Here is a 25,921-nt window from a genome sequence, read left to right as displayed (position 1 = left end):
TTTATGGAAAAATTGATGGCCGACCTTAAGGCACAGATCATTCAACAACTGAATTTGAAGCACTTGAAACCTGAAGACATTGGCGATGATCAACCGCTTTTTGTAGAAGGCCTTGGATTGGATTCCATTGACGCCCTCGAACTGATTGTGCTTTTGCAACAGGAGTACAACATAAAACTCACCAATGCAGATGATGGCCCGAAAGTTTTTCAATCTGTAAGAACAATGGCCGAATACATTACTGCAAACAAACCAGCATAATAATATTAAAGACTGCCGGCGCTGAATGAGCAATAACATTTACATACAAGGACTGGGAATCATTTCTGCCATTGGTAACAATGTACAGGAATGTCTTGATGCGCTACAAAACAGAGCAGACGGCATTGCCGAAATGCGCTACATGCAATCGGCCCACAAACACGAGTTGCCTGTTGCCGAAGTGAAAAAAAGCAACAGGCAGCTGGCTGAGATGGCAGGAATGCCGGCATCATTAACCAGAACAGCGTTGCTTAGCGCCATTGCAGCAAAAGAAGCACTGGCTGATACGGCAATAGAAAATATTGCTGATTGGAAAGTTGGTTTCATAAGCGCCAACACCGTTGGCGGCATGGATAAAACAGAAGATTTTTACAAAGAGTTTCTGCAAGACACTTCCAAAGGAAAATTGCGGGATATAGCGAATCACGAATGCGGCAGTGCAACGGAAATTGTAGCCGAGCAGTTGGGCGCAACGGATTATATCACCACCATAAGCACTGCCTGTTCTTCTTCCGCCAATAGTATTTTCTATGGAGCGAGATTGATCAGGAACGGCATTCTTGATATTGCCATTGCCGGCGGCGCAGACGCGCTGACAAAATTCACACTCAACGGGTTCAATACACTCATGATCCTAGATAAGGAACCATGCAAACCCTTTGATGAAAATAGAAAGGGCCTGAATCTGGGCGAAGGCGCGGCTTATGTGGTGCTGGTTTCAGAAAGAGTGATGAAAACATTAAGCAAGCAACCTTACTGCAAACTCAGCGCTTATTGCAATGCAAACGACGCATATCACCAAACCGCCTCCTCGCCCGATGGCACAGGTTCATACCTCGCCATGAAAGGGGCTTTGGAAAGAAGCGGGTTGCGATTAGCCGACATCGATTACATAAATCTTCATGGCACCGGAACGCAAAATAACGACAGCGCAGAAGGAACCGCCATCAAAAGATTGTTTGATCCGCACTATCCCAAACTAAGTTCCACGAAAGCGTACACTGGTCACACGCTGGGTGCAAGCGGCGGCGTAGAAGCTGTGTTCGCTTCACTTGCTATTAAACACGGGCTTATTTATCCAAACCTTCGCTTCGAAACTCAAATAGCTGACCAGCCATTTGCCCCGGAAACACAATTGATCCGCCAGGACGTAAAGAACGTATTGTCAAATTCATTTGGATTTGGCGGCAATTGCTCGTCACTGATTTTTTCGAAAGTATAGTTCTAGGCCCTATTTTTACAGGGCCATGACCAAATACCAGAGTATTACCTTTTTTGAGGGGCTAAACCCTTTGAGATTTTTTGCCGCGTTATTAGTATTGATGCATCATTCCGAAGCCATCAAATACAAAAATGGCCTGCCCAATCTTGAATGGCTCGGACTTTTCAAAAATGGAAACAACGCTGTTACATTCTTCTTTGTACTAAGCGGTTTTTTGATTACTTATCTTTTATTGAAGGAAAGTTTTAAAACAGAAACCATCAGCATCAAAACATTCTACATTAAAAGAATGCTCCGCATCTGGCCACTATATTTTTTACTTGTACTTATCGGTGCGATATTATTGCCATTTGCGTTCCATGTTTTAAAAGTAGATTATACAATGCCCTATACGTTTGGGCAAACATGGTTTTACTTTTTGTTTTTTTTACCCGGCCTTGTAACATTTTTTTTCGGGCATCATTTACTGGAGCCACTTTGGTCCATTGGAGTGGAGGAAGTCTTCTATCTTATTTGGGCCCCCCTTTTCAAAGGACTGAAGCATAGAATACTGATTGTTTTGCTCTCCGTTATCGCCATCAAAATATTGCTGACCTTGCTTTCGATGTACGCAATACACAGCGAACTGTTTGCTTATGTGGTAAGCATATTTCAATTTGAGTCAATGGCTATTGGCGGTTTAGGCGCTTACTTTTTATTTTACCACGGAGAAAAATTACAGCGACTGGCTTTGTTTAAGAAGCCCGTACAAGCTGTAGTGTATTTTACGTTGGCCATGTATTTGATATTCCATGCAAATATTGACAATGCGATCTGGAACATAGTTTTCAAAACGCCTGTTGTATCAGCACTTTTCATCAACTTCTTGTTTCTGCATTTAATATTGGATGTTTCATCCGTAGATAGCGGCATCTTGAAAATCAAAAGCCGTTTGTTATCCACCTTCGGTGAAATTTCATACGGCATTTACATGTACCACATGCTTGTCATTTTTGCCCTTATTTTATTTCTGAAAAAATACCTGGTGCAAATAAATCCGGTGTTAAGTAACATTGTTTTTTATATAGTGGTTATTCCGGCGGTGCTGTTGGTGTCCTATCTTTCGAAAAAATATTTCGAGAATTATTTTTTGAATCTGAAGGGAAAACTGGAAAAGCGATCAGCGCAGAGCAAACTGGAAAAAACATCGTGAAAAACGTTTTTTAATTACTTTTATTCCAATGTACATACAAGCCCTCGGCAATATATCACCACAAACAGATTTCAATCAGCTTTCGCAAACGGTTGAATATACCAGCAACCATTTGAAGGCTGCAGATGCGGATATTACAGAATTCGTTAACCCGAACATTGCAAGGCGTATGGGACGCATCATAAAAATGGGCGTTGCTGCTGCAATGGCATGTATGAAAGAGGCAGGTCTTGAAAAGCCAGACGCAATTACAATGGGCACGGCCTATGGTTGCCTGGAAGATACTGGAGTGTTTCTGAAAAAACTGGTGGAGCAAAATGAAACAATGCTTACACCGACAAACTTTATTCAATCCACGCACAACACAGTTTCCGGACAAATTGCTTTGCTGCTGAAAACGCATTGCTACAACAATACTTTCGTGCACCGTGGTTTTTCTTTTGAAAGCGCATTGCAGGATGCCATTATGCTGATGAATGAAAACGATGCAGAGCATGTGCTGGTTGGCGCGGCAGATGAAATCACCGACGCGAGCCACAAAATTTTGAACCGCTTTGATCTGTATAAAAATAATGTTGCAAATTCAGAGGAACTTTTTTCCCAACATACAAAAGGTACAATTGCAGGTGAAGGCGCCGTTTTTTTCCTGATGAATAAGAAAGCATCGGAAAATGACTATGCCATACTTATCGACGTTACTATGTTCTACAAACCCATAGGTAGTAATGCAATTATTGATCGCATCAATAAGTTTCTCTCCTTAAACGGATTGTCAATAAATGATGTCGATGTAATAATCAACGGAAAGAACGGTGATGTGCAAAATGATAAAGTGTACAGCCAATTGGAAGAAAATGTTTTTTCTGATAAAACCAGCATCTCCTATAAGCAATGGTGCGGCGAGTTTCCTACATCAAGTGCCTACGCATTGTGGCTGGCAGCTAATATTGCAAAGCATCAGCAATTGCCTTCGGATAAGGCGGTCAAGACCATAAAGCACATACTTATTTACAACCATTATCAAAACATTCATCACACTTTACAATTGGTAACAGCGTGCTAAACTTTAGAAACACGAATATTTTTTTCATTCTGGTATTGGCGGCGTTGGTGTATCTGCATACGAAATATGGAATGCCGCGGCATGTATACATATTGCTATTTATCGTTTACTCGTTGATATTGTTTTACGGATCTTATTATGTAGGCTCCAATTTTTATTTGAAAACAATTTGCGATGGCGACAGCTCCAAAAAGCAAATTGCCTTAACCTTTGACGATGGCCCAGCAGTTGAATATACTCCTGCGATATTGGACATATTGAAATCACACAACGTTCCCGGAACATTTTTTTGCATTGGAAATAGAATTGCAGGAAATGAATCGCTGTTGCAGCGCATTCACGAAGAAGGACACATAATTGGCAATCACAGTTATTCACACGGTTTTTGGTTTGATATGCTGATGGCGCCTCAAATGCAGGCAGACATTGAACAAATGAATGCGGAAACTGAAAGAGCTATCGGTCTTAAACCCAGATTATTCCGACCACCGTACGGGGTAACCACGCCGCCAATGAACAAAGCATTAAAACGAGGAAATTTTAAAGCAATCGGCTGGAACATCCGTTCGCTGGATACAGTGATAAAAGAAGAAGTTAAATTGCTGGAAAAACTACAACAATTGCTAAAACCGGGCGCCATTGTTTTACTTCACGACACAAGTAAAACTACCTTTGCGGTACTGCCGCAATTCATAAACTTCGCGAAAAAGCAAGGATATGAATTTGTAAGGCTCGATAAAATGATCAATGAAAAAGCATATGCATAAATATTTCTTTCTGATAGTTGGTTTTGTGTTTTCTCTCGCTGCGTCAGCGCAGTATCCGGGCTATAAAGCTGTAACAGATGTCGCTTCTTTCAAGCAACAATTTGCCGCTGCAGCACAAAAAACGCAAAGCATAAAAAGCGATTTTGTACAGGAGAAAAACCTGAGCATGCTTTCAGAAAAAATTACTTCTAAAGGAAAGTTTTACTTCAAAAAAGAAAATCTCGTGCGCATGGAATACACGTCGCCGTTTCAATACCTGATGATCATGAACGGAAGCACTGTGTATATCAAAGATGGCCAGAAGGAAAATAAGATCTCTACAAAATCCAACAAACTATTTCAACAGATCAACAAAATAACCGTTGATTGTATACAAGGTACGGCCCTGGATAATAAGGACTTTACAATGAAGGTCTTTGAAAGCGGGCAGAACTATTTGGTGGAGCTTACGCCAACAAGCAAAAACCTTAAAGATTTTTTTAAGAACATCGATATGACGATCGCGAAAAAAGATTTCTCAGTCTCCAAAATTGATATGCTTGAGCCTTCCGGAGACAATACCGCGATTAGTTTTGTAAACAAGGAAATGAACACCAACTTGCCTGATGCGTTATTTACTATTAAGTAGTTTCTTGTGCATTTTGTTTGCCTGCAAGTCTTCTTACAAAAGCTTGCAAAGCACCAACGATGACACAAAAGGCTGTATACAAAAATTCACCCCGCAGTTCACAAGAGCGTTGTACAAAACGCAGGTAGATGTTGTGGGCAAGCACTTGAGCGGCATTCTGCTCATCAAACAAATGCCGGACAGCAGCATGCGCATTTTATTTTCCAATGAAATGGGATTTAAGTTTTTCGATTTCGAATGGAAGAAAGACGGCGCGTTTACTGCGCATTATGTCTTTGATAAAATGAACAAGAAAGCAGTGATCAAAACGCTGCGCAAAGATTTTGAACTTGTGTTGATGAACACTCTGAACTGGCAAAGCGAAAAAATATTTACAAGAGACAGCTCTTTCTATCACCGCTTCACTGCCACCAAAGGTTACAACTACTACATTACCGAACCTTCCTGCAAGGAATTACTTCGCATAGAAAATGCCTCCAGCCGCAAAACCATCGTGTCTGTAATTATGAAAGACTATGAGAACGGAGTGCCGGATACCATAGGCGTATCACATAAAATGTTCAGCTTCGAAATTGGATTGAAAAAGCTGAAGGACGAATAAAGACAAAGAACGCAGATTATTATGATTGTCATGATTTGTCAAGATAATCTAGAATTTGATTTCAATGTTTTAGCGACACTCTTAAAAAAGGATCATAAAAAATCATGACAATCATGAGAATCTGCGTTCTGTTTTTTGCGTTCCATTCTCTACCTTTAGTTTTATGATCTTACTCAACGACTTTTTTACCATACGACATTTGCACTCTGAACCGGAATTGATAACTGCCGATATCGAACTCAATCCACAACATAAAATATTCGAAGGTCATTTTCCAGGACAGCCAGTTGTGCCGGGAGTTTGCATGATGCAAGTAGTAAAAGAAGTGTTGGAAGATGCACTCGACATTAGCACCAATTTAGCCAAGGCGCTTGACCTAAAATTCCTCCTGGTGATCAATCCGCTTGAGACAAAAGCGTTACAAGTAAAAATAAAATACACCCTGCCCGAAAACAATCAATATTCGTTGCAGGCAGAACTCGTGAACGGCGACAAATGCTTCTTTAAATTCAAAGGAAGCTTTGTGAGGCAAATTGAACTGGCAGAACGTAATTAGGGATTTGATAGCACACAGATGACACGGATTAGACTGATTTACACTGATTTTTCTTGATAAAAACTTGCGAATAACCCTTTGTGGACTAATGAATGACATTCAGTTATTCACTTGTTCGCAAAATATCCGTGTAATCCGTGTCATCTGTGTGCTATAGAAGCTATCCCTCGGTTTTTAATATCTCCCGGTAGGAGCTTACTACATGTTGTTTAAACTGTTCATACCATTTTTGCCAGTCTTTTTCTCCCATGCCGGATTGAAGGCCCTTTTCATATGAGGCAAGGGAATCGAATTCGGCTTCAAATACGAGGCGGTAAGAATCACCTGTAAAATCCGTCAGCATTCTCATTGATTTGGCATTCGGAATGAAGTCCTTTCCCTGAACTTCTTTCAGTAAAGATTTGACATCTTTATAATGTCCGAATTGCAAGCGGAAAACATCACGAACTACGTACATAAACAGGAATTTTGAGATGAATAAATATTCCTGTACGGAGCCAAGGTAAAGTAGAAATGGATAAAGGGGAATTTGAACTTTATGTTGACACTGTAAAGCTAGAGAAAGGAACGCAGATATAAAACAGAACGCAGATTTTCATGATTGTCATGATTTGTCAGGATTCTTGAAAACAAGTCAGCGGCATCATTTTTTAGAAAATCATAATAAATCATGACAATCATGAAAATCTGCGTTCTGGTTTTTGCGCTCCTTTCTCTAGAATTTCATCAACCTCTGCACAGTCTCATCCAGCCGGGATTTTGCAAGGAAATTATTTTCGAGTTCTTTATTGAAGGGAATCGGCGTATCAAGTGAAGCGCAACGCATTACAGGCGCATCAAGCCACTCAAAGCAATGCTCAGCGATCCATGCTGCTATTTCACCGCCAATGCCACCAGTCAAAGTGTCTTCGTGAAGGATTAACACTTTTCCGGTTTTCTTAACTGCATCGCGAATGGCGTCGTAATCAAGTGGCTGCAAAGTTCTCAGGTCGGTAATGTCGATTGACAAATGACTCTCCGCGGCATATTCCGTTGCCCAATGCACGCCTAAACCGTAAGTGATAATGCTAAGGTCCTCGCCCTCCTGTACATGAAAGGCTTTGCCGATCTCAACCTGGTAATACGCGTCAGGCACTTTGCCGGAAATACTCCTGTACAATGCTTTATGCTCAAAAAACAAAACAGGATTCGGATCGTTGATCGCAGCAGTGAGCAAGCCTTTTGCATCAAATGGATTGGAAGGATATACAACCTTCAACCCCGGCACGTGGGTAAACCATGCTTCGTTGCTTTGCGAGTGAAATGGTCCTGCGCCCACGCCGGCACCTGTTGGCATACGGATAACAACGTCCGCATTTTGCTGCCAGCGGTAATAAATTTTGGCGAGATTGTTTACGATCTGGTTAAAGGCCATTGTGACAAAATCGGCAAACTGCATTTCGACCACAGCCTTATTTCCTTCCAAACTCAATCCCAGAGCGGCCCCCACGATGGCGCTTTCGCAAATGGGAGTGTTGCGTATTCTTGCTTTACCAAACTTTTCTACAAAACCTTCTGTAATTTTAAATGCACCACCGTACGCTGCAATATCCTGTCCCATGATAACAAGGTGCTCGTGTTTTTCAAGATTTTGCTCCAATGCATCACGAATCGCATCTATGAAACGTATATCTTTTGACTGATCCTCTTCCGCAGAATTTTTTTCCAAAACACGAACGTCATTGCTGGATGCTGTTGGTGCATAGACGCCGTTCAGCTCGACACCGGAATCAATTATAAAATCTTCTGTCGCTTCTGCCTTGTGAAGCTCTTCTTCAATATGTTGCTTCGTTTCTTTTTTTATCGCTTCTATTTGTGAGTAAGCCAGAATGCTTTCCAGTACAAGATATTCCTCATACTTTTTCACCGGATCTTTCTGGGCCCATTCTTCTAATAAATGCGGCGGGACATATTTAATACCACTCGCTTCTTCGTGCCCTCGCATGCGAAAGGTCATACATTCGATGAGGTAAGGCTTTTTGTTTTCAATACAGTATTCCCGAACGCCCTTAATTGTATCATAAACGGTGAGCAAATTATTGCCGTCAATCTGCACGCCTTCCATTCCATAGCCCTTTGCTTTATCTACAATACTTTGGCAGCGAAATTGTTCATCAACAGGCGTACTCAAACCATAGCCATTATTTTCCACTAAAAAAATAACCGGTAGGTCCCACACGGCGGCCACATTTAATGCTTCGTGAAAATCGCCTTCGCTGGTGCCGCCTTCCCCACTAAAGGCAAGCGCCACTTTGTTTTCGTTTTTTAGAACATGCGCCAATGCTACGCCATCTGCCACGGCAAGTTGCGGACCCAAATGCGAGATCATACCACAGATATGATGCTCTTTGCTGCCGAAATGAAAACTCCTTTCCCGTCCGTTGCTGTACCCTTCTTTGTTGCCCTGCCATTGCATAAATAACTTATGCGGCGGCATATTCCGCGTGGTGAAAACACCAAGGTTTCTATGCAACGGCATGATCCATTCATCTTTCTGCAGGGCAAGCGCAACACCAACGGCAATCGCCTCCTGGCCAATGCCACTGAACCATTTGCTGATTTTTCCCTGGCGCAACAATAGCAACATCTTCTCCTCGATCATCCGCGGAAGTAAAATGCTTTTGTAAAAATCGATCAGTTGTTCGTTAGTGAGATCCTTTCTGTGGAAATGCATGGTGGAGTGTTTTGAGTGGTGGCGAGGTGTGAGGCGTGAACCGCGAATCGTGAAACGTGAATGGGAGTCTCCAAATTTTTATAGTGCAAAACTGAATTGTAGGCTACCCATTCACGATTGACTATTCACGCTATTCATTTTTTGAAGGCCTGTAGAATATAGACGTAATCAGCGACAGCAGGAAGCTAAACAGTAGCGCCCACCAAAAACCATCCACCTTAAAACCCGGGACAAATTTCGCCGCTATCAAAATGATGGCAGCATTGATGACAAATAAAAACAGACCGAAAGTAAAAATCGTTATCGGTAAAGTAAGAATTACAATGATTGGTTTTATAATAGCATTCAATATTCCCAAGACGACTGCTACCAATAGTGCTGTCGTGAATTTATCAATATGTACTCCTGATAAAATATACGAAAGGCCAAACGCGACAACTGCACTTATAATGATTCTCAGAATTAAGTTCATGGGAGTTTTTTTTATGAATTTACGATTTCACATTCATAGAAAAAGCACAGGCTTATTTCATATATAATTCTTGAATTGTAACGCTCGTTTTTCTATCAAGTTCCATGATAAGAAAGCCAATACAAATGTAATTAATACAATAAGAAGAAATAAAGACGCCCCTTTTATATGCGGATATGCATAGTTTGCCAATAACTGTTCAACAGGATATCCGTAAATATACAAACCGTATGAAAAATCACTATTTGGGGTTATTTTTTTTAGCCATTTAATATTTAACACTGTAAAGCCCAAGGTAGTGGCAGCAATGCAAATATGAACCACGTATCCAAAAAAAGGCAATCCTACAAATGGCAGAAATAAAAGAAGGCCAATGAAAAACCAATACGGCCTCACCACTATCTTACCTCTGTATGAGTAGGATAACATTCCCAATAGATACATGGGTACAGCGGAAACGTAAGGAAAGATCTTAAAATTTGTGAAATGAATTTGTGTACGAAAAAAAAACTCCGCCTGCTGTGGGCATGCCGTTCCAATAAAAATCAGGAACAGTGTGATAGCAATCAACACCGCATTTTTATTGCGAAATTTGAGCAGACCCCACATCAGCGAAAAAACATACATCTTGATCTCAAGCGGCAAGGTCCACAAACAAGCGTTAACGGATCGTTCTATAGGAGAGGTTTCAAACACACCAGGGAGATCAAAATGGATTTGGACCAGAAAAACAGAGGAAATGTATTTGAAAAAAACAGGGCTTTTAAAATAATCGCCAGGTGTAAGCGAAGTGATTATTGGACCCATAACGAGCGCACAAATTAAAATCACAACAACAGCCGCGGGATAAATTCTTAGTAGCCTGCGCCAGATAAAATTTTTGACAGTGCCGCTTGCTTCAAAGCTTTGCGAAACAAGCAGCCCACTTAAGAAAAAGAACACCGGAACACCGAAAGCTCCCGCATATCCTACAGGACCTACAAACAAAGTACAATGAACGTATATAACTATTAACGCGGCTAAGTGCCGTATTGCATCAAAATTATTTTTATGTCGGCTAACAATAATTTCTTCCAGACCGCACGGACCATTTAACCAGTTCCAAACTTTTTTCATTGTTGAATTTAGATACTACACAACCACTAATTCATAATATTCTTTTGGCTGTAAATATTTATTAGCCAGCTCCTGCAATTCTGCCGGGGTAATAGACTTGATGGCGCGAATAGAATTGTAGAAATAGCTCTCATCAAGATCGTTGAGAATAATATTTTTCCATCTTCCTATGATATGGAACGGTCCATCAAGGTCTCCTAAAATAGAACCCATCATAAAATTTTTCACGAGCAACAATTCTTCGTCATCAACTAGTTTTTCACGAAGCTTTTTCATTTCCTTGTATACTTCTTTTACTGTTGCATCGCACACATCTTTGCCGGCTTCAGTTGTAATCATCCACGCAGAAGAATGAATATGATTCTGCAAATAACTGTGAATGCCATATGTGTAACCTTTGTCCTCACGGATATTGTTCATCAACCTCGATCCAAAGAAACCACCAAATAAAGTATTCAAAACCTGTACGTTCAAAAAGTCTGGGTGGTGACGATTTGGAAATGGTCTTGCTATACGCACCGCACCTTGAACGCCTTCCGGGTCGTTTGAGAGACGAATCGGTGAGCCAATATTTGACGATTGCACAATCGGATGTGCGCCTTCCGGTAACGTTTTATTGTTAAGCGGCAGGCTGCCAAAGTATTTGTTTAGCTGCGCAAACAGGTTCGCTGGAATCTTACCGGCAACAAACAAAATGCATTTGCCATGACGATAAAACTGATCGTAAAATGCTTTCAACTGATCTCTTTCTACCGCATCATAAGCCTCTGCAGAGCTATATTTCCCGTAAGGGTGATCAATACCAAACAGATATTCATCAATATGCCTGTTCGCTACGAAATCGCATTTCTTCAGGTTAACAGAAAGGCGCTGTTTATTATTTTGTTTGTAAAGCTTTAGTTCATCCTCGGGAAAAGTCGCATCTGTAATCAACTCCTGCACCACAGGCAAAAGCTCCTCAATATGTTTGTTTAAACAATGCAGCGTAATAGTTGACGTTTCATTATAACAGCCGCGATTCAAATAAGCACCATAATATTCAAAATGCTCACTGATCTGAAAAGCCGTTTTAGAAGCCGTTCCGTTTTTAAGTAAAAAGTTGGTTGTGGCCGCAATCATGTTTTGCTGCTCATACCAGTTGCCTGCAAAAAACACCCATTCTATTTGCAAAACCTCTTCTGCTCCTGCATCGATTGCATACACTTCAATACCGTTGTCAAGCGTCTTCTTTTCGTAAGGCTTTAAGTGCAGGTCAAATTCAACCGGATCAATTATTTTAGGGGCTATTGTTCTGTTTGCCATATGTTTTGTGAGTTATAAGTTTTAAGTTGTAAGGGATAAGTAGTGAAGTTGCTGTGCTACACTCAGAACTTATTACTTACAACTTATAACTCAATTAGCGTAATAGTATAAAGTATTTGAATTGTTCTCGTCGAAAATTTCGTTGCTCAGTTTTTGAATATCGCTTATTGTTACCTCTTGATATTTTGAAAGTTCGGTATTCATTAGCTGTGCGTCGCCTAGCAGTTCGTACATAGCAATACTGCTTGCGCGGTTCATAACGCTCATGTCTTCAAAAGCGATTGCACTCTCTGTTTTGTTCTTCACCTTTTCCAATTCGCTTTCCGAAACTTTTTCATTTTTAATTTTCGTCAGTTCCTCTTCCACTGCTTTTTCGGCATCCTGCAATTTTACGCCCTTCACAAGTTTGCCCTCGATAGCAAGTAGGCCCGCGTCTGTAGACCCGAAATGATAACAGTCGATATTGCTGAACAATTTCTTTTCTTTCACCAATGCCTGGTACAATCTTGAAGAACCGCCACCGCCAAGTATTTCTGTGATCAGGTCCATAGCGTAGTAAGTGCTATCGAGCCTTGAACCCACGTGCCAGCATTTGTAGAATGCATCCAGCGGAACATTCGCTTTTACTTCAAGCCTGCGAGGTTCCATTTGCTTTGGTTCCTGTGGCAAATTTCTTTCGTATTTTTCTCCGGCAGGAATGTCTCCGAACCATTTTTCTGCTAGTTCCTTTACCTGCGCCGTTGTAATATCGCCGGCAACAACAAGGATAGCATTCGAAGGACGATAATGTTTGAAGAAGAAGTTCTTTACGTCTTCAATCTTTGCATTTTCTATATGGCTCAGTTCCTTGCCAATCGTTTGCCATTTGTACGGATGTACTTTATATGCCAGTTCGCGCATCTTGAACCAAACATCTCCATACGGCTTGTTGATATAATGTTCCTTGAATTCTTCGCAAACCACTTTGCGCTGAACCTCGAGACTTTTCTTGCTGAAAGCAAGACTCAGCATGCGATCACTTTCCAGCCAGAAAGCTGTTTCTATGTTTTGCGCGGGAAGCTGGCAATAGTAATTCGTAAGGTCATTGGTGGTAAAAGCATTGTTTTCGCCACCCGCCAGTTGCAGCGGATCATCATAGCTTGGCACGTTCACACTTCCACCAAACATCAGGTGTTCAAATAAATGGGCAAATCCTGTTTTGCTTTCACTCTCATCTTTTGCACCAACATCGTATAATACATTAACCACCGCCATAGGGGTAGAATGGTCTTCGTGAACCAACACTCTAAGCCCGTTGGCCAGTGAAAAACGATCAAATTGTATCATGGGAAAGTCTCCTTTTAAAATTGAAATGGAGTGCAATATAATTAATGTGGGGGTGTGCCAATGGTAGAAAATTTGTAGAAGGCGGTTTGTGGACTGATTTAGAGCAGATTGAAAGTTGGTAATCAACACAAGTTTGAATCTGAAAACGGATAAACAATAGGAGTTTCAAAATAGCTGGGATTAAAGAAGGCACAACAACTATGCCTTCTTTATTTATATTTGCCACAAATTTTTTGGAGATGTTACAGGTTAATTTTATTCGTCAAAATGCAGAACTGGTAAAGCAAAGACTGGCAGTAAAGAATTTTAAACAGCCGGAACTGGTAGATGAGTTACTGCAATGGGATGAAAAAAGAAAAAAGTATCAATTTGAGTTGGACGAGGCTTTGGCAAAAGTAAATGCTGCTTCCAAAGAAATTGGCCAGTTAATGGCCAAAGGCGAAAAGGAAAAAGCAGAAGCAAAAAAGCAGGAAGTAGCGCAGCTGAAAACCTCACAGGACAACTCGAAATTGGTGGAGGCAGAAAAAGAAATTGAAAAGATTCTTTATCAGCTGCCAAACCTGCCATCGGAAAAAGTTCCTCCGGGAAAAACGCCGGAAGACAATGTGGTAGTAAGAGAAGGCGGCAGCAAACCTGCGCTATTCCAAGGCGCTGTTCCTCACTGGGATCTTATTAAAACATACGACCTGGTAGACTTTGAAACAGGTGCAAAAATTACAGGAAGCGGGTTCCCATTATATAAAGGCAAAGGTGCAAAGTTGCAACGTGCGTTGGTGCAGTATTTCCTTGACTTCAATACAGCTGCAGGGTACACAGAATATCTGCCGCCATTGTTGGTAAACGAAGCGTCTGCTTACGGCACGGGCCAGTTGCCAGATAAAGAAGGGCAAATGTATCATGCGACAGAAGACAACTTGTTCCTGATCCCAACCTCTGAAGTTCCGGTAACGAACATTTACCGCGATGAGATGCTGAAAGAATCTCAATTGCCGATTAAGATGACCGCATTTTCTGCGTGTTTCAGAAGAGAAGCCGGAAGCTTTGGTAAAGATGTGCGTGGTTTGAACCGTGTTCACCAGTTTGATAAAGTTGAAATAGTACAAATAGTAAACCCTGAAAAAAGCTACGATGTGCATTTGGAAATGGTGGCACACGTGGAAAAACTGTTGCAAACACTTGAGCTGTCTTATCGCATATTGGCGCTTTGTGGTGGTGATATGGGTTTTGCAAGCGCATTGACCTATGACTTTGAGGTGTACAGCGCAGCACAGGAAAAATGGCTGGAAGTAAGCTCTGTGAGTAATTTTGAAAGCTTCCAAGCAAACAGGATGAAATGCCGCTTTAAAGATGGCAACGGAAAATCTCAGTTGGTGCACACGCTGAACGGAAGCTCATTAGCCCTTCCAAGAATTGTAGCTTGTTTGCTGGAAAACAATCAAACAGAAAGTGGAATTAATTTGCCGAAGGCGCTCCATCAATATTTTGGCGCGGAAGGAATTTCTAAATAAGATCATTAAGAGATAAATGTAAAAACGGAAGGCGAGAGCTTTCCGTTTTTTTGTTTTAACAGACCACACGGATGGAAATGTGAATATCCGAATACACGGTTCGTGAGTTTACAATAGTCGCTAACCTAAGATCTATCTGTTCAAAGAACAGATGACATTTAACATGTCGCCTCTACGGGGCTGGCTCTTGTGTTCCAAATTCTTTCTTTTTCTGTGCTACTAACGTGTCGCCCCGCTGGGGCTAGTTGGCGTCCCCGAGTGTTTCTTATAGCCCCGGCGGGGCGACACGTTAGTAGGCCAATATTACGTTTCAGCGATCCAAATACCAGCCCCGTAGGGGGCAGCATGTTAAATATCGCGAAGCGAAAGATGTTCGGTTCGCGTTCCATTAACTGCTATGGTGTCTACACGACTCACTGCAGTTGAACTGTCAAGTAATTCTTGACAGTTGCCATTTTTAGACCTAGCTCATTAAATCAACTACCGAGAACTCCTCGGTAGTTGATTTTTCCATCTAACGAGTGTCTATCACATTCACCTTGAAAATCAAAATAAAAATCAGTGCAAATCAGTCTAATCAGCGTCATCAGCGTGCTCCTTCAAAATAAAACTAAAAAAATAGTTGTATAACTAAAGAATTAGTTTATATCTTTATGTCACGAATCTTTTATATGAATAAGTCACTTACAAAAGCAGAAGAACAGGTAATGCAGGTTTTATGGAAACTGGAAAAAGGTTTCCTGAAAGAGGTTGTGGAAGCTATGCCAGAGCCCAAGCCGCATTCTAATACTGTTGCCACCATTCTTAAAATATTGGTAGAAAAAGAGTTTGTTGGTATTGAAGTTTTCGGAAGGCAGCACAGCTACTACCCACTGGTAAGCAAGGAGAATTATTCCGCACAAACAATGAAGCAGCTTGTGCAGGGATATTTTGATGGCTCAGTTAACAACGTGCTTTCTTTCCTTGTAAAAGAAAACGAAATAGACGTAAAGGATCTCGAACTCTTGTTGCAGCAATTGAAAAAACAAAAGTAAAGACCATGACAGCGATTGCCTATTACTTACTCAAAATGCTCATTTGCTCCGGCATACTGACGGCATACTATTATGCCTGTTTACAAAACAAATTGTTTCATCAGTGGAACAGGTTCTATTTGCTGTTAACAGTGATTTTTTCTATCACATTCCCACTGCTGTATATACCAATATTTGATTTTAATGAAACTTCAAATGCGGTTGGGCAAATGGTTTATAAGGTAAGTGCCTCTGAATTGCTTTTGCTTAAAAACCAAACACAATCCGTTTCCTTTTTTAACCTGATGGTTTACGGAACATACTGCGTCGTTGCAATTGTTTTTTTGTCGCTGTTCATCGTCAGTTTGTATAAAATTCATTCACTAAAAAGAAGATCGACTTTTATAGAGCAGAGCGATATTAATATTTACCAAACCAATGCATCGCAAGCACCGTTCTCTTTTTTCAAAAATATTTTCTGGAAACAAGACATCAATCTTCAATCAACGGAAGGCCAGCAAATATTGAAACATGAGCTGGTTCATGTGCATGAAAAACACAGTGCCGACAAAGTATTCATGCAATTGGTGCTGAGTGTGTTTTGGATCAATCCGTTTTTTTGGCTCATTAAAAAAGAGCTGACCATCATACATGAGTTTATCGCCGATAAAAAAAGTATAGGAAACAATGACGCATCTGTATTGGCGTCACTCATATTAACCACCGCGTATTCGTCCGGACGTTTCGATATCACCAATCAATTTTTTCATTCATCCATTAAAAGAAGAATTACAATGGTCACAAAAATTAAAGACCCGAGGTTTTCATATATCCGCCGCATTGCAGCCTTGTTTGTATTGCTTGCAACGCTTGGCATGGTGGCGTTTCGATCAAAAAATGTTAAAGAGTCAGGCGTCATTAAGTCTGGAAAAGATACGAGCATTACTCCCACAAAAAGAGGTTCGGTGGATACTGCAAGGAAAGGCAGCATATCTTTGGATAAGGCGAACCCCATTTATTATATTGACGGTAGGGAAGCCACTAAAGCAGATATAGACAAAGTAAATCCCAATGATATCCAATCCATAGATGTATGGAAAGGCGAAAAAGCCATTGAAAAATTTGGCGAAAAAGGTAAGCACGGCGTAGTAGATGTTACTATGAAAAAAGAGCACATCAATAAACCTGCAGTTATAAACACCGCAACCAATCACAATATCACGCTTTCGCAACAGACGCCGGATAAAGGCGCAGACACAGCCAAGCAAGTTTCCATAACTAACGGCGACATAACCATTACTGCCAACACTATTATTGTTATGAGTAAGAAAGATGAATCAGGAAGTTTAATCAATTCATCAACCCTGCTCTATATTCTAGACGGCAAAGAAATTAATGAAAAAGACTTTAAAACTATTAATCCGAATAACATTGAATCTATCACTGTGTGGAAAGACTCGCTTGCCATTGAAAAATTTGGCGACAAAGGGAAAAACGGAGTAATAGATATCGTAACAAAAAAAACAATCAATCCGGCATCTCTTACGCCTTAGCGCCTACGCCGGCTGCAACAACTTAAAGCAGTTAGGAATTATTTTAATATCAAAAGATGAAGACGTTTCCTTTGGCTCTCCATCAATGTGAAGCGGAGCATGGGAAACGTTTTTTATTTTGATTTTCGATGTTTGAAAATAAGTAATGCCCGGCGTTTTAATTTCTTTCTCAGAAGTGATCTTTCCTGTTTTTACCTGCTGCAAAACCGCCAGCGGCAAAACAACTTTGTTCATGTACGGAACAATTACAATATCCAGCAAACCATCGCTGAGACTGGCTTTGGGTGCAATGGTAAATTGATTGCCGAACTGATTACTATTGGCAATGCTGATGAAAAACGCCTGTGTATTAAATTTCGCACCATTCACCGTCAACTCAAATGTATAAGGCTTTGCAGAAAAGAAGTTTTTGAAAGATTCCTTTACATAGGTCAACAATCCGCGTGTTTTTTGCTGCGCAAAATCATGCGCCACCTTCGCGTCAAAGCCGATGCCACAAAGCATGCAGGAAAATTCGTTGTTGATGGTAAATGCATCTATATAAGTCGCATGTCCTTTAATCACAATGTCAAGCGCCTTTGCAGAATCCTTTGGAATTTTCGCCGTATTTGAAAGTCCATTACCCGAACCAAGAGGAACAATGCCAAAATTTACGCCTGTAGTATATAACTGCTGCGTCACAGTATTCACGCTGCCGTCACCACCACAAATCACCACATCAGTAATCTTCTCCTCTTCAATTTTTTGCTTTACAAACTTGTAATCGCCGCTGGCAACTGTTGGTAAAATTTCAAAATGAATCTTTGCCGCCTTTGTTTTAGCAGCAATCAGCTCCGGAAGGTTTTGTTTATTCTTAGTACCGGAAATAGGATTTACGAGGTATATGATTTTGCGGGTCATTCGGCAAATGTAGGGAAATGATAGGAACGCAGAAGTTTAGAGAAAGAACGCAGATTGTCATGATTTTCATGATTGGTCAAGATTTTTTTGAATCTGAGTATTGATAAAATAAAAGCCACCAATTTTCAAATCATAACAAATCTTGACAGTCATGAAAATCTGCGTTCAATCTCATCGTCCCGCAGGGACAGGTACCACCGGTAATCCTTCGTTGCCATCTTCGCTTATGGATTGAACCGCAAAGAAATAATTGTCTTTTGAATAAGGCAGATCTATTTTTAAATCGGCGGTAAAAATTTTTTTCTGCCACACCGCGCTTGTTGTTTCCCTCATCAAAATATAATAACCTTTCACTTTACCGGTCTTTGGTACTTTCCAGCTTAAGTTTGTATAATTGGTAAGTTTCTTTACATCTATTCTTACTTCCTGCGGCATGGAAGGTGACTTAGCAAGATTGGCAAGATTGCTGAGGTTCATGCAGGTGTTTTTTCGCAGGTATTCGAAATCGATATACTGTACCAGATCGCCATATTGAATGCCGTTTTCCACCCGCACATCCTGGTGCTGATGATAATAGTTTTCGTTCATCTCCGTGATGCGTACTGCAGCATAACCACGCTGTACGAAAGGCGAATGATCGCCGCCTCTTAAGAACCGGTCATTGCGATAGATCATCATCACTTGAAGATTATCAACGTAGCGTTCGCCAATTTCTTTTACATATCTCGCCAGTTGTCTTGCTTTGCCGTCGTTTTCCAAACCAAGGTTGCGAATGTTTAATGCAGACTTTCCTGTGTCAGTTACTTCAAATGCTTCACTAAACACACGCACCTTTGTGTTATCAGTAATGTTTGTTTCGCTGCTGTTGTTGCTGCCCATGATATCATTGTTCAGCACCGCTTCAATGTTCCAATTCTCCTTTTTTGCTTTTTGTGCCATAAATGTTGATCCAAGAAGCCCTTGCTCCTCGCCGCTAACGGCAACAAAAATTATTGTTGCAGGGAAAGCGTTTTTGCTCATTACCCTTGCACACTCCATTACAGCGGCTGTTCCGCTGGCGTCATCATTTGCGCCAGGGGCATCTCCGTTGCGATCCATTACATCGGTGCGCATATTATCCAAATGACCGCTGATGATAAAAATGCGATCATCATTTGGATCGGTTCCCTTTAGTGTTGCTACAACGTTGCCCAGTAAAATAGTGGTATCAACTCTGCGTCCATCTTTTTGTAATGTGGTAGTGTCAATGAAAGCAGTCATTCTTCCGCCCGATTGTTTTGCGAATTCATTGAAGCGACTAAGCACCCATTGCCTTGCAGCGCCAATTCCTCTTTTGGGATTGGTTTGTGTACTCAGCGTGTTTCTGGTTCCAAAACCTACCAGCCTGGTTATATAAGATTTCAGCGAGTCCGAAGAAACATCTTTCAGCATTTTCTCTATCTGCGGATCCTTTTGAATAATGGTTTGAGAGAAAGTATGTGATGAAATAAAAAGAAGAAACAGGAGTAGGAGTCGCATTTTCATGTTGATCAATTTAGGTTGGATAAAAGTAGAGAACGGAACGCAGATTTTCATGATTTGAAATTGCAGATTGATGGCACACGGATGACACGGACTAGACGGATTTACACGGATCCTTGTCTAATGGTTGGGTAGGTGATAACTTTCTTCTTTGAGTTACCGGATGAGTAGCTCACAATTTCTCCAATTAGGAAAAAATCCGTGCAAATCAGTCTAATCAGCGTCATCTGCGTGCTCTCTCACCACCGCACCAGCGCACTCGCCCATGTAAATCCGCTACCAAATGCAGCAAGGCAAACCAAATCGCCTTCTTTTACTTTACCAGCTTCCCATGCTTCGCATAAAGCAATGGGAATAGATGCCGCGGTGGTGTTGCCGTATTTTTGAATATTGTTATAAACCTTATCGTCGCTCAGTTTTAGTGTTTGTTGAACAAACTGCGCAATGCGCAAATTTGCCTGGTGAGGAACCAGCATATCAATATCTGAAGGTTTCAGATTATTTGCAGCAAGCGCTTCACCAATTACTTCAGGAAATTTCACCACAGCCTTTTTGAAAACAGCGGGACCATCCATGTAGGCAAAATTCTGTCCGTTGTCAATCATTTGATGGCTCATGAATGTTTCTCCGATAGCCGCTTCATCGTAGTCTGCGAGCTTTTTATCCAGCCAATGATTTGAATGCGTTCCCGGATTGAACATTGCCAAAAGTTCTGCGTCACCACCATCACTGTGCAAATGCGTGCTTAAGATGCCATGTCCTTCTTTTGAAGTTGGTTGCAGTACAACCGCTCCAGCACCATCACCAAATATTACGCTTACGTTTCTACCTCTTGTAGTAAAGTCCATTCCGAAAGAATGTTTCTCACTGCCTATAACAAGAATGTTTTTGTACATACCCGTTTTAATGAATTGATCCGCCACACTCAATGCATAGATGAAACCACTGCACTGGTTGCGTATGTCAAGTGCACCTACCTCCTTCATTTGTAAAGCCCTTTGTACAAGCACACCGCATCCGGGGAAATAATAATCCGGACTCAATGTTGCAAATACAATGAAGTCTATATCCTGTGGAGTAATACCCGCTCTTTCAATAGCAATTTTCGCTGCTTCAACCCCCATCGTAGTTGTCGTTTCTCCAGTGCGGTCGGCATAGCGGCGCTCTTTGATACCCGTACGTTCCTGTATCCATTCATCACTCGTATCCATGAAGTTGGTAAGATCTGTATTCGTGTAAACATTCTTAGGAACATACATTCCTATTCCGGCTATTTTAGAGTGTTGCATTTACAATCGTTTTAATTGAAACCAAAGATAGTAGAGAATTGAAAATTGAAAGTTGAAAATGTAGGGACGAATCGCATTCGCCCTTCCTGCACAGAAAAAGCCCACGGAATTACTCGCGGGCTTTCAATATCATTTTCAATTTTCCACTTTCAATTACTTAAACATCAAATCCTTCACCTTCTCTTTATCTTCTTTTTCTTTTTTAAGATCGAACATAGTACCAAACACGTGGTCCCAAATGGTAGAACTAACACCATAACCCATGTGATCATTTTTGTAATGATGCAGGTGATGGTTTCTCCACAATGGTTTCATCCATTTGAACGGAGGGTTCCAAGCGTGAATAGCATAGTGCATAGAGCCGTACAAAAGATAGCCCAACATAAAACCAGGGAAGAACATAAATGTGTAACCGCGCAGTATTGAGTACTGAAGAGAAAAAATAATAGAAGCTAAAATCAAACTTGGAACCGGCGGCATAAACAAACGCTCCTTGTCTCTTGGATATTCGTGGTGGTTGCCGTGCAGTACATAAACGAAGCGTTGTGTTCTAGGATTTTCTGTAACAAAATGAAATAAAAAACGGTGAGCGAGATATTCAAAAAAAGTCCAGAAAAACAAGCCGCAAAAAAATACCAGCAGCAGTGTTGTTATATCGAAACCAAGTTTTGTGTGAGCGTGAAATAATAGGTAACCAATAATCGGAATGTACATGCCCCAAATCACCAAAGGGTGTGTTTTGGTAAGCATTTCAAGGTATTGACTTTCAAACAACCGTGCCTGTCCTTTATTCTTAATTTTGTCAAACTTCATAGCTAATGATTTTTATTACCTTCTACAAAAATAGTAAATATCAAATAGCCAAAAACCCTACCAATATTAATCGAAGCTGATGTTTATTAGGCCCAGTTTCGCCAAAACCTGCCTGAAATCGGGTAACACGTTCAACGCCAGATGTTTCTCCGGAGAATAACTTTCGAATAAATGCTGCAATACTTCAGGAATTACATTTGTGTAGCTAACAGGCTCATAAGTGTAAGATTCGAGCCATTGATTGATATGAGCAACAAAGTCGCCGTCTATCGTTTGTAGAACTTTTACACCAAACTCATCAAGAGCTGCTGCATTGCAGTATTGCTCGTATTGACCTTTGATGGGAATTACCATTAGCTTCTTTTGCAAATGCATAACCTCTGCAGGAGTCTCGAAACCCGCGCCGGTAATGACTCCCATTGAATGGATCATACTTTCATTGAAGGCCGCCTGCTGCACCGGAATAAAAGTGACATTATCCTGAACTATTTTTTGTTTCACTTGTTTCGAAAACACGTGGAAACGAACATGAGGGATCTGGCGGAAATATTTTATCAATACTTCATCATGATAAGCTGATAAATAAACCGTGATATGTCCATTATTTACGGGACTTGCTTCAAGAATTTCTTTTTTAACGACTGGCTCAAAAATAAAATCATCATAGCTTTTGAAGTGTAGGCCGATGTATTGTGAAGCTCGTGCATAGTTTTTCAAAACGGTTTCACCAACGAACTCTTTGTTAGCAGGACGTGGCACAAACGGAGATTGAAAAGATGCCTGGTGACCAAAATTTACTGAAGCAACTTTTTTAAACGCACATGATAAGGATGTGATGCTTTCAAAATCATTTATAACAACATCGTATTTATCAACAGGAAGAGAACGCACTTCGGAAATTATACGCTTTAAACCTGTAGTTACATGTTTTGCGGTTTTCAAATAGTCGAGGCCGCCATTTTTATTGTAGAAGAAACTCATTCCCTTGCTGCGGTATTTTACAGGAAGATCTGTTGCAAGGTCGCAGTTGCTGCCGCTTAGGAACACGTCTACCTCACCATACTTTTCCATGTAAGGAAGTAATTGCGTGGCTCTGCTAATGTGTCCGTTTCCCGTTGCCTGCACTGCGTATAAAATTTTCATGGAATGGGTTTTAGATAGCTAAGGAGTTTATATAAAAATGAATGTCGTCAGTTACTACGTTCAGCGTAGGTTCGGAGTGTTCGTGTTTGGTATTTTCAAACTTGGCGTGATCGTATTCATAAATGTGCCAGTCGTTGCTGTAATATTCCAAAGCGGTAAGGTTTTCTACCCAGTCGCCCGAATTGAGGTACATTACACTTCCGTCTTTCGTTTCGATTACTCTTTTTTGCGGCTGATGAATATGTCCGCAGATCACATAGTCATATTTCTTTTCGATCGCGAGTTCTGCAGCTGTTTGTTCAAAGTCATTGATTTTGGTAACCGCCTTGTTTACTTCCTCCATTACTTTTTTGGAAAAAGAAACGCGTTCGCGACCCATCAATTTAAGGCAACGGTTCACAAATTTGTTCAGTAGAATGAGCAAGCCATATCCACTGCTGCCCAATTTTGCCAGGATTTTTGCGCTCCCTTTCGTGGTGTTGTCAAACACATCGCCGTGAAAGATCCAGGTCATTTTATTATTGATCTCGATAACTACCTTATCTGTAAGCTGGAAGTTTCCAAGTTGAATGTCGCTGTAGCGACGAAGCATTTCATCATGGTTGCCGGTAATGTAAATTACGCGGGTGCCCTTGCTCAGCAAACTCATAATTTCTTTGATAACGCCCATGTGTGCTGCAGGAAAATATCTTTTGCTGAATTGCCAGCCGTCGATTACGTCGCCGTTTAAAATGAGGATTTGCGGAGAGATGCTTTTAAGGTAATTGAGGATCTCTTTAGCATGGCAGCCATAAGTGCCTAAATGCAGGTCGGACAACACGGCAACATCTACAGAACGCTTTTCCATGACTTTCGGTTTTCCAAAATTGCTTATAACATATTACCCCTGTATTAAGCGGTGATTAAGAAAAGGTTAACTGCTGCAAATGATGTACGATATACGAAGTACGGTGTACAAAATACTTTAAAGGGTAGCATCCAGACGAATTTCGTACACCGTACATCTAACACCGTACACTTGCTTATTTGGCCTATATTTGTAAAATATGTCCTGGTAAAATACATTATTGATTGATTTGCCGGATTTGAAATAAATTTTTTAATACTCGTAAACCTATATATACATGGGATGTGGTAGTTGCGGTACCGGAAAACCGAACGGATGCAAAAGCAATGGCGGATGCAGTTCAGGAGGTTGTAACCGGATGAATGTGCACGACTGGCTTGCCAATCTCCCCTTTGCAGATGTTGAGAGCGCTTGCAAAGTGGTCGAGATCAGCTTTAACAATGGCAGTCGCAAAGACTTTTTTAGAAATACAACTTTACAGCACTTTGAAAAAGGTGAGAATGTAACTGTTGAAGGAGTGAGCGGATTTGATGTGGGAGAAATTTCAATGACGGGAGAACTGGTGCGCCTGCAAATGAAAAAAAGGGGTGTGAACGAGTTTGATCCCGATATGAAAAAAATTCTTCGCCGCGCTTCCGACAGGGACATTGAAGTAAGAGACATTAATAAAGCAAGGGAGCCGGAAGCGGTAATCCGTTCAAGAGCTATTGCAAAACAGCTAAAGCTGAACATGAAAATTTCCCAGGTGGAAATGCAAGCCGATGGCAGAAAGGCAACCTTCTTTTACATAGCAGATGATCGTGTTGACTTCCGTGAACTTATTAAAGTTTACGCCGGAGAGTTCAAAGTAAAGGTGGAAATGCGCCAGATCGGTGCCCGCCAGGAAGCGGCAAAAGTAGGTGGTGTAGGAAGTTGCGGTCGCGAACTTTGCTGTAGCACGTGGCTCACAGATTTTAAGAGCGTAAATACTACGGCGGCACGTTATCAGAACCTTTCCATCAACCAGACAAAACTCAGCGGCCAATGTGGGCGTTTGAAATGTTGTCTGAACTATGAGCTGGATACATATCTTGATGCATTGCAGCATTTCCCTGAAAATGCAGATACCTTACAGGTGGGAAGAGGAAATGCGATCCTGATTAAGAAAGACATTTTCAAAAACCTGATGTGGTATGTATTGCCCGACAGTACAAAACAATATCCGGTAGCTATTGACAGGGTTAAGAAAATCAGATCTCTGAATATGCAGGGCATTGTGCCTGATGAGTTGGAAGTAGTTGAGGTTACCAGTTCCAAAGTGAAGGAAGTAGAACCTGAGTTTGTAGATGTAGTTGGTCAGATCAGTTTGCAAAGCCTTGATAAAAATGATAGGAAGAAAAAACAGTCTTCCCAGCACCACAACAAGAGCAGAAACGAGCGCCAACCTCAACAGCCGCAGGGCCAAGGAGGAAACAATCCGCAGCAAAGAAGCTCCGTAGGGAAACCTCAACAGCCACAAGGTAAGCCGCAACAGCCGCAGCAACCAAACAGACCTCCTCAGCAGCCGAGACCGCCGCAACAAGGCCAGGGTCAAAGACCGGCGCCTCAGCAGCAGCAAGGCGGAAACCAGCAACAAAGGCCGCCGCAGGGACAGGGACAACAACCGCAGAAGGAAAATCCGCAGCAAAGACCTCCTCAGCACAACAGGCAGCATCATCAAAAAAGACCAAACCGACCTCCTCAGCAGCCTCCACAAGAAGGCGGAGAGAAGAAATAAAAAGAGATAAATAAAAAGTAAAAAGGGTTCAAGAAATTGGACCCTTTTGCTTTTCTGCATTTGTTGTTGCCAGAGGCAACAGAATAAAACTGCGAGGCTGAAAGCCTCGCAGAGCGGCGGCCCGAAATGAATTGTGCAGTGCTGCTCCTCAAAGCTTCCAGCTTTGATGTATTATTCTATCGCCTCTGGCGATTAACTATCAAAGATTAAAATCGAAAAGGTCCCGATCACTCGGAACCTTTAGCTTTTATAATGTGCCTCGTCCTGAAATAAGTTGACACAAAAGTTGACTTATACAATGAAAGCAACAAAGAGTGGTAATCTAAAAAGGACCCAGAAGGATTATAGTTTATCGTTCA

At 41.2% G+C, this 25,921-nt stretch carries 24 protein-coding genes; 12 read left to right on the top strand and 12 right to left on the bottom strand.

Annotated elements, in window-relative coordinates:
- Positions 1-3: 3 nt before the first annotated feature.
- The 8 genes from QJ048_RS09960 to QJ048_RS09925 all read left to right on the top strand — a co-directional run bounded on the left by QJ048_RS09960 (position 4) and on the right by QJ048_RS09925 (position 6,290).
- Positions 4-261 (top strand): phosphopantetheine-binding protein, encoded by a 258-nt coding sequence (locus QJ048_RS09960; RefSeq protein ID WP_282334194.1) that lies wholly within the window; start codon positions 4-6, stop codon positions 259-261.
- Positions 262-286: 25 nt separating this feature from the next.
- Positions 287-1,483 (top strand): beta-ketoacyl-[acyl-carrier-protein] synthase family protein, encoded by a 1,197-nt coding sequence (locus QJ048_RS09955; RefSeq protein WP_282334193.1) that lies wholly within the window; start codon positions 287-289, stop codon positions 1,481-1,483.
- A gap of 70 nt (positions 1,484-1,553) precedes the next feature.
- On the top strand, positions 1,554-2,675 hold the full coding sequence (locus tag QJ048_RS09950; protein ID WP_282334192.1) for an acyltransferase family protein: 1,122 nt from the start codon (positions 1,554-1,556) through the stop codon (positions 2,673-2,675).
- A 28-nt stretch (positions 2,676-2,703) separates the two neighbouring features.
- Positions 2,704-3,738 carry a beta-ketoacyl synthase chain length factor gene (locus QJ048_RS09945; RefSeq protein ID WP_282334191.1) on the top strand — a complete coding sequence of 345 codons (1,035 nt, stop codon included), beginning with the start codon at positions 2,704-2,706 and terminating at the stop codon, positions 3,736-3,738.
- Positions 3,732-4,505, top strand: a complete 774-nt coding sequence (locus tag QJ048_RS09940) for a polysaccharide deacetylase family protein (RefSeq protein WP_282334190.1) — start codon at positions 3,732-3,734, stop codon at positions 4,503-4,505. Before QJ048_RS09945 ends, QJ048_RS09940 begins: the two co-directional genes overlap by 7 nt.
- Positions 4,498-5,133, top strand: a complete 636-nt coding sequence (gene lolA2 / locus QJ048_RS09935; RefSeq protein WP_478355506.1) for a flexirubin biosynthesis/transport protein LolA2 — start codon at positions 4,498-4,500, stop codon at positions 5,131-5,133. The genes QJ048_RS09940 and lolA2 overlap by 8 nt, the downstream gene beginning before the upstream one ends.
- Positions 5,111-5,734, top strand: coding sequence for a flexirubin biosynthesis protein LolB2 (gene lolB2, locus QJ048_RS09930; RefSeq protein WP_282334188.1), 624 nt, complete (start codon positions 5,111-5,113; stop codon positions 5,732-5,734). The genes lolA2 and lolB2 overlap by 23 nt, the downstream gene beginning before the upstream one ends.
- Before the next feature lie 163 nt (positions 5,735-5,897).
- Positions 5,898-6,290 (top strand): ApeI family dehydratase, encoded by a 393-nt coding sequence (locus QJ048_RS09925; protein WP_282334187.1) that lies wholly within the window; start codon positions 5,898-5,900, stop codon positions 6,288-6,290.
- Between the two features lie 160 nt (positions 6,291-6,450).
- Here QJ048_RS09925 and QJ048_RS09920 read toward each other — a convergent pair whose 3' ends face one another.
- From QJ048_RS09920 to QJ048_RS09895, 6 genes are all read right to left on the bottom strand, one after another.
- Complete coding sequence (locus QJ048_RS09920) at positions 6,451-6,747, bottom strand: hypothetical protein (RefSeq protein WP_282334186.1); 297 nt, start codon at positions 6,745-6,747, stop codon at positions 6,451-6,453.
- 258 nt (positions 6,748-7,005) lie between these two features.
- The gene (locus QJ048_RS09915; protein ID WP_282334185.1) at positions 7,006-9,003 is read right to left on the bottom strand and encodes an alpha-ketoacid dehydrogenase subunit alpha/beta; all 1,998 of its coding nucleotides are present in this window, start codon (positions 9,001-9,003) and stop codon (positions 7,006-7,008) included.
- 130 nt (positions 9,004-9,133) lie between these two features.
- Complete coding sequence (locus tag QJ048_RS09910; protein WP_282334184.1) at positions 9,134-9,475, bottom strand: phage holin family protein; 342 nt, start codon at positions 9,473-9,475, stop codon at positions 9,134-9,136.
- A 57-nt stretch (positions 9,476-9,532) separates the two neighbouring features.
- Positions 9,533-10,591 carry an acyltransferase family protein gene (locus QJ048_RS09905; protein ID WP_282334183.1) on the bottom strand — a complete coding sequence of 353 codons (1,059 nt, stop codon included), beginning with the start codon at positions 10,589-10,591 and terminating at the stop codon, positions 9,533-9,535.
- Positions 10,592-10,606: 15 nt separating this feature from the next.
- Entirely contained in the window at positions 10,607-11,893 is a 1,287-nt protein-coding gene (locus tag QJ048_RS09900) for a M16 family metallopeptidase (protein ID WP_282334182.1), read from the bottom strand.
- A gap of 90 nt (positions 11,894-11,983) precedes the next feature.
- Entirely contained in the window at positions 11,984-13,219 is a 1,236-nt protein-coding gene (locus tag QJ048_RS09895; protein ID WP_282334181.1) for a M16 family metallopeptidase, read from the bottom strand.
- 239 nt (positions 13,220-13,458) lie between these two features.
- Here QJ048_RS09895 and serS point away from each other — a divergent pair, with 239 nt between their 5' ends.
- The 3 genes from serS (at position 13,459) to QJ048_RS09880 (ending at position 17,293) form a co-directional block, all read left to right on the top strand.
- Positions 13,459-14,727 carry a serine--tRNA ligase gene (gene serS / locus QJ048_RS09890; protein ID WP_282334180.1) on the top strand — a complete coding sequence of 423 codons (1,269 nt, stop codon included), beginning with the start codon at positions 13,459-13,461 and terminating at the stop codon, positions 14,725-14,727.
- A 671-nt stretch (positions 14,728-15,398) separates the two neighbouring features.
- The gene (locus QJ048_RS09885; RefSeq protein ID WP_282334179.1) at positions 15,399-15,761 is read left to right on the top strand and encodes a BlaI/MecI/CopY family transcriptional regulator; all 363 of its coding nucleotides are present in this window, start codon (positions 15,399-15,401) and stop codon (positions 15,759-15,761) included.
- Positions 15,762-15,766: 5 nt separating this feature from the next.
- Positions 15,767-17,293, top strand: coding sequence for a M56 family metallopeptidase (locus QJ048_RS09880; RefSeq protein WP_282334178.1), 1,527 nt, complete (start codon positions 15,767-15,769; stop codon positions 17,291-17,293).
- A 3-nt stretch (positions 17,294-17,296) separates the two neighbouring features.
- Here QJ048_RS09880 and QJ048_RS09875 read toward each other — a convergent pair whose 3' ends face one another.
- The 6 genes from QJ048_RS09875 to QJ048_RS09850 all read right to left on the bottom strand — a co-directional run bounded on the left by QJ048_RS09875 (position 17,297) and on the right by QJ048_RS09850 (position 23,806).
- The gene (locus tag QJ048_RS09875; RefSeq protein WP_282334177.1) at positions 17,297-18,193 is read right to left on the bottom strand and encodes a diacylglycerol/lipid kinase family protein; all 897 of its coding nucleotides are present in this window, start codon (positions 18,191-18,193) and stop codon (positions 17,297-17,299) included.
- A gap of 171 nt (positions 18,194-18,364) precedes the next feature.
- Entirely contained in the window at positions 18,365-19,717 is a 1,353-nt protein-coding gene (locus QJ048_RS09870; RefSeq protein ID WP_282334176.1) for a M20/M25/M40 family metallo-hydrolase, read from the bottom strand.
- A gap of 236 nt (positions 19,718-19,953) precedes the next feature.
- Positions 19,954-21,003: a 3-oxoacyl-ACP synthase III family protein gene (locus QJ048_RS09865; protein ID WP_282334175.1), complete on the bottom strand. Its 1,050-nt coding sequence runs from the start codon at positions 21,001-21,003 to the stop codon at positions 19,954-19,956.
- Positions 21,004-21,156: 153 nt separating this feature from the next.
- Positions 21,157-21,816 carry a sterol desaturase family protein gene (locus QJ048_RS09860; RefSeq protein WP_282334174.1) on the bottom strand — a complete coding sequence of 220 codons (660 nt, stop codon included), beginning with the start codon at positions 21,814-21,816 and terminating at the stop codon, positions 21,157-21,159.
- 66 nt (positions 21,817-21,882) lie between these two features.
- Positions 21,883-22,959 (bottom strand): glycosyltransferase family protein, encoded by a 1,077-nt coding sequence (locus QJ048_RS09855; RefSeq protein ID WP_282334173.1) that lies wholly within the window; start codon positions 22,957-22,959, stop codon positions 21,883-21,885.
- A gap of 10 nt (positions 22,960-22,969) precedes the next feature.
- Positions 22,970-23,806 carry a UDP-2,3-diacylglucosamine diphosphatase gene (locus QJ048_RS09850; RefSeq protein ID WP_282334172.1) on the bottom strand — a complete coding sequence of 279 codons (837 nt, stop codon included), beginning with the start codon at positions 23,804-23,806 and terminating at the stop codon, positions 22,970-22,972.
- Between the two features lie 277 nt (positions 23,807-24,083).
- Here QJ048_RS09850 and QJ048_RS09845 point away from each other — a divergent pair, with 277 nt between their 5' ends.
- The gene (locus QJ048_RS09845) at positions 24,084-25,562 is read left to right on the top strand and encodes a PSP1 domain-containing protein (protein ID WP_282334171.1); all 1,479 of its coding nucleotides are present in this window, start codon (positions 24,084-24,086) and stop codon (positions 25,560-25,562) included.
- The last annotated feature ends 359 nt before the right edge of the window (positions 25,563-25,921 follow it).

It is taken from the genome of Pinibacter soli (assembly GCF_029961145.1).
Taxonomy (GTDB): domain Bacteria; phylum Bacteroidota; class Bacteroidia; order Chitinophagales; family Chitinophagaceae; genus Pinibacter; species Pinibacter soli.
Note: the sequence above shows the minus strand (reverse complement) of the source record. Positions and strands in the feature narration are given on the sequence as shown.